This window comes from uncultured Ruminococcus sp. (assembly GCA_902785355.1).
Lineage (GTDB): Bacteria > Bacillota > Clostridia > Oscillospirales > Acutalibacteraceae > Ruminococcoides.
The window spans coordinates 1-4264 of the sequence record CACZYF010000069.1 but is presented as its reverse complement, the minus strand read 5'-3'; the positions used below and the strand labels follow the sequence as shown (position 1 = coordinate 4264).

The window sequence follows — 4264 nt, the reverse complement described above, 5'->3', positions numbered from 1 at the left end:
GTAGGGCGGGGGCTTTGCTCCCGCCGTAGGGGCGACCATCGGTCGCCCGAGGATGACGGGCGTTATCCATATCGAAAACGTTGGATAGAATATGCCACGCCCTGCAACAGCGGGCGGTCAATGACCGCCCCTACGAGATCGCGGCGCGAATGTCCCTTGCGGGACGCGGGACGTCGAGTCGCCGTCCCCTACAACTTCTCACTCCTCACTTCTCACTCCTGACTCCTAACTAAAAAGCCGCCCTGATCAGACAGGACGGCTACTTTTCGGTATCGAGGTAATTGATGACGGCTTCCCGCGTCAGCTCGGGCAGCTCGAGGGTGTTTGCCGCGTCGCGCATGTTCTCAAGGTAATGCGCGTCGGAGCAGGTGATGATGTTCATGTGGTCGAGGATCGGATGCTGATTTCTCAGCTCGGGCAGCTTCGAGATATCCGCCAGCTCCGCGGTCCTGAACCCGCAGTAGGGGTCGATCTCGCCCAGCACGCTGAGGATCGACAGCGAATCGCGGTCGATGTGCGCGGGGTAGCAGATACCGCCGAACTCCCGTACTTTACGGTACGCGTCGTACATGCCGATGAAGGAGGCGGGCAGCAGCAGATGCTCGATCTCGCCGATCTCCTCGTCGTTTTCGTTCATGATGACCTGTCTGCCGTAGATCTCCGCTTTGTTCGGCACCTTGAAGCGGTTCTCGTCCACATAACGCGAGAAATCCAGCGCCTGTTCCAGGGTGGGGAAGAGGCAGACGGCGTGGATATCCTCGGAGGTGGTCAGCTCCATCCCGGGGATGACCAGCAGCCCTGCTTCTTCGCCGACCTTCATCGCCGCCTCACAGTTCAGCGAGGTGTTGTGGTCGGTGAGGGCGATCACGTCCAGCCCCAGGAGCTTCGCCATGTTGACGAGGTTGTTGGGGGTCATGTCCATGTCGCCGCAGGGCGAGAGGCACGAGTGCAGGTGCAGGTCGTAGTAATACCGCGCCATCAGATCAGCTTGCTCAGCGCTACGGCGACGGTGTAGCTGTTCTCTTCGGTGGTGAGGATGTTGACGCCGTGCATCTCCGCCTTTTGGCGGGCGTTATCATCCAGCGCCGCATTCTCGACGAGGATGATGCAGCTGACGTCGGCGAGGGTCGCGACGGCGATGCTGTTGATATTGCCCATGACGGTCAGCCACGCGCTGTCGGCGGGCGCTCTGCCCATGACCCAGCTCAGCAGATCGCCGATGTAGCAGTCCTTGACCTCGCGGTCGTAGTCGTCCTCTACCAGCGGCTTCAGATTCAGTTTATCCTTGAGTTCGTTTACAGTCATAGCGACTCCTTTCAGTCGGATGAATCATAAATGGTTTCGGGAATATTGTCGTTTATTATTAGGCTCCCTTTGGGAAAGGGAGCTGTCACCGCAAGGTGACTGAGGAATTGTATTGAATGTCGGCAAAGCCGACCACCTTAAAAACAGGTGAGGTCGAAGCCCTCCCTTCACCGTTATCCGTTCACGGTTCTCCGTTTTCCGAATGGTTTTTCATGTATTCCTCATACACCTGACGGGTGAATTCGTCGGGGTCGTAGGTATCCTCGGCGAGGACGAAGTCCTTCTCGTTCAGCTTTTTGAGGAGCTTTTCATCTTTCTTTGCGGGTGTGCCGTTCTGCTTGCGCAGGACAGCCTTTTTGTAGCGCGTATAGCGCATCTCGCGCGCGGTTCGCATCAGTTCCTTATCGGTTTTGTTATAGGACGCTGAGGGAGCGAACAGCGTCTGACCGAACGACTTGAATACGCCGCCGATAATACGCATCGCGGCGTTACCGCCCGAGATCATCGGCGTTTGACACTCAATATACTCCCTCTCGCGGGACGTCAGTTCGTTCTTACTCATAGATTACCTAATGTGTCATAGACGCTCTGGATCTTCGCCTTGAGCTTATGGATACAGTCGGTCTCCTTGGCGTTGCCCTTGACGATATCCTCGGCGAGAGCGCGGCAGGTGGGAGCGCCGCAGGAGCCGCAGTCAAGACCCGGAAGTCCCTTGCAGATCTCCTCCATCTTCTCCATCATATCCATCGCTTCGATGATGTCGTCGGAGAGACGGAAGCTCTCGGCGTTGAAGGTCAGCTCGTTCTCCCACAGCATCCGGTCGAGATCCTTCTCGTCAAGGTGGTTGAGAGAGACCGGCAGGTACTTGCGCAGGTTCTGGATACGCGCCTGGGCGACATACGGATTCTCGACAGCGAGCACGCCGCCGACGCAGCCGCCGGAGCAGGCGTTCAGCTCGATGAAGTCGATGTCGCGGATGTGCTCGTCCTCGAGCTCCTCGAGCACGCGGATGACGTTCTCGATGCCGTCTGCGGCGAGGTATTTCTCACCCAGCATCGCGGCGGATTCGCCGCCCGAGTTCGCCCAGCCCACGCCGATCAGACCCGACTTCGCAAGCGGCTCGATCACCTTGAGGTGATCCATCTTGGAGGTCAGGGCGGGGTAGATCTGGGAGATCGCGATCGCGCCGGTCACGGCGCTCTTCTCGGTGCTGTTGGGGTTGTTGATCTCGGTCACCTTGGCGGGACAGGGCGTGATGAAGAACACGCCGATATCCTCGTCCTCGAGACCCGTCATCTTGCGCACCTCACGGCGCGCCATGCGCGCGGCGACCTCCATAGGCGCCAGCAGGGGCATAACGTTGCCGCACAGCTCGGGGAAACGGATCTTGATCAGGCGAACGACGGCGGGACAGGCGGAGCTGATGATCGGGCGCTGCAGCTTGCTCTCGCGGATCAGCTTGCGCGTCGCCTCGGATACGAGCTCGGCGGCGCGGCTGACCTCGTAGATGTAGTCGAAGCCCAGCGCGCGGAGTCCCGTCAGCACGATGTCGATATCGTTTAAGTTGTTGAACTGACCGAACAAGGCGGGCGCGGGCATTGCGACCTTGATCTTGAACGGTTCGATCTCTTCTATTGAATTGGAGCGGGCGCGTTTTGCGTGGTGCGGACAGATGCGGATGCACTCGCCGCAGTCGATGCACCTCTCGGAGAGGATGTGCGCCTTACCGTCGCGGATACGGATGGCTTCGGTCGGACAGCGCTTGAGGCAGTTGGTACAGCCGCAACACAGCTCCGCGTCCAGCTCGACGGAGTGGAAGTATTGTTGATTCATAACGATTCCTTTTGGGTGAATGGAGAATGACGAACGGTGAATGGTTCAGGGACTTTCCGAAGCCGTTCACGATCCACCATTAACCGTAAATCATTGATTTACTCTGACGGTGAGGTAGAGGTCGGTACCTTTACCGATCTCGGTCTCGATACGCATTTCGTCGGTGTATTTCTTGATGTTCGGCAGACCCATGCCCGCGCCGAAGCCGAGGTTGCGCACGTTATCGGGCGCAGTGGAGAAGCCCTCCTGCATCGCCTTCTCGACATCGGGGATGCCGGGGCCGTGGTCGGAGAGCAGCACATCGACGTGATCGGGAAAGATATCGACGTCGACGTAGCCGCCGTCGGCATGGATGACCATGTTGATCTCCGCCTCATACATCGCGATGGCTACCCGACGGATCGCGTCGGTGTTGTAGCCCAGCGCCTTGAGACGTTTTTTGACAGCGCCGGACGCTTCACCCGCGCGGGTGAAGTCCTCGCCGTTGACGTCATAATGAAGATGAATATTGCTCATACCGCGGTACCTCCGGACAGTCCGTTCGCATACAGCCTGCCGCAGGCGGTGAACATACGGTAACGGGTCTTGATGAGGGTGATGTCACGGCTCTCGGCAAGGTCGATAATCCCCTGATCGGGCATCTTGCCGCGCACGAATACGATGCACGCCATGTCCATCATCTCGGCGGTGCGTACGACCTGGGGGTTGACCAGCCCGGTCAGCAGCACGCTCTGATCCTTGACGAAGGCGAGCACGTCGCTCATCATGTCGGAACCGCAGGCGGTTTTGATCTCAGCGTTGAGGTCGCCCTCACAGATGATCTCGCCGTCCAAAATGTCAATAATATCCTTAACTACCATGTATAACCATCCTTTCCGGGTGATATTCTATATACCTTATCATCATACCATAAAAACGCCCTTTTTACAACATGACAAATACGGCAAATTTTAGATGGATAAGTTGTATAAAACGCTGAAAAGAGTTAGGAATAATTAGGAGTGAGGAGTTAGCGGTAGGGGCGACCATCGGTCGCCCGAGAATGACGGGCGTTATCCATATCGAAAACGTCGGATAGGATATGCCACGCCCTGCAACAGCGGGCGGTCAATGACCGCCCCTACGA

6 protein-coding genes are annotated in these 4264 nt (G+C 57.6%); all 6 read right to left on the bottom strand.

Annotated features, from left to right (window positions below; all coding sequences use genetic code 11):
• Positions 1-259: 259 nt before the first annotated feature.
• Positions 260-979 carry a PHP domain-containing protein gene (locus R2I50_RS10035; protein ID WP_316609005.1) on the bottom strand — a complete coding sequence of 240 codons (720 nt, stop codon included), beginning with the start codon at positions 977-979 and terminating at the stop codon, positions 260-262.
• Positions 979-1305, bottom strand: coding sequence for a DRTGG domain-containing protein (locus R2I50_RS10030; RefSeq protein WP_316609004.1), 327 nt, complete (start codon positions 1303-1305; stop codon positions 979-981). Before R2I50_RS10030 ends, R2I50_RS10035 begins: the two co-directional genes overlap by 1 nt.
• A 181-nt stretch (positions 1306-1486) precedes the next feature.
• Positions 1487-1867 carry a hypothetical protein gene (locus tag R2I50_RS10025; RefSeq protein WP_316609003.1) on the bottom strand — a complete coding sequence of 127 codons (381 nt, stop codon included), beginning with the start codon at positions 1865-1867 and terminating at the stop codon, positions 1487-1489.
• Positions 1864-3138 carry a [Fe-Fe] hydrogenase large subunit C-terminal domain-containing protein gene (locus R2I50_RS10020; protein WP_316609002.1) on the bottom strand — a complete coding sequence of 425 codons (1275 nt, stop codon included), beginning with the start codon at positions 3136-3138 and terminating at the stop codon, positions 1864-1866. Before R2I50_RS10020 ends, R2I50_RS10025 begins: the two co-directional genes overlap by 4 nt.
• A 90-nt stretch (positions 3139-3228) precedes the next feature.
• Entirely contained in the window at positions 3229-3654 is a 426-nt protein-coding gene (locus R2I50_RS10015; protein WP_316609001.1) for an ATP-binding protein, read from the bottom strand.
• Positions 3651-3998, bottom strand: coding sequence for a DRTGG domain-containing protein (locus tag R2I50_RS10010; RefSeq protein ID WP_316609000.1), 348 nt, complete (start codon positions 3996-3998; stop codon positions 3651-3653). The genes R2I50_RS10015 and R2I50_RS10010 overlap by 4 nt, the downstream gene beginning before the upstream one ends.
• Positions 3999-4264 lie beyond the last annotated feature (266 nt).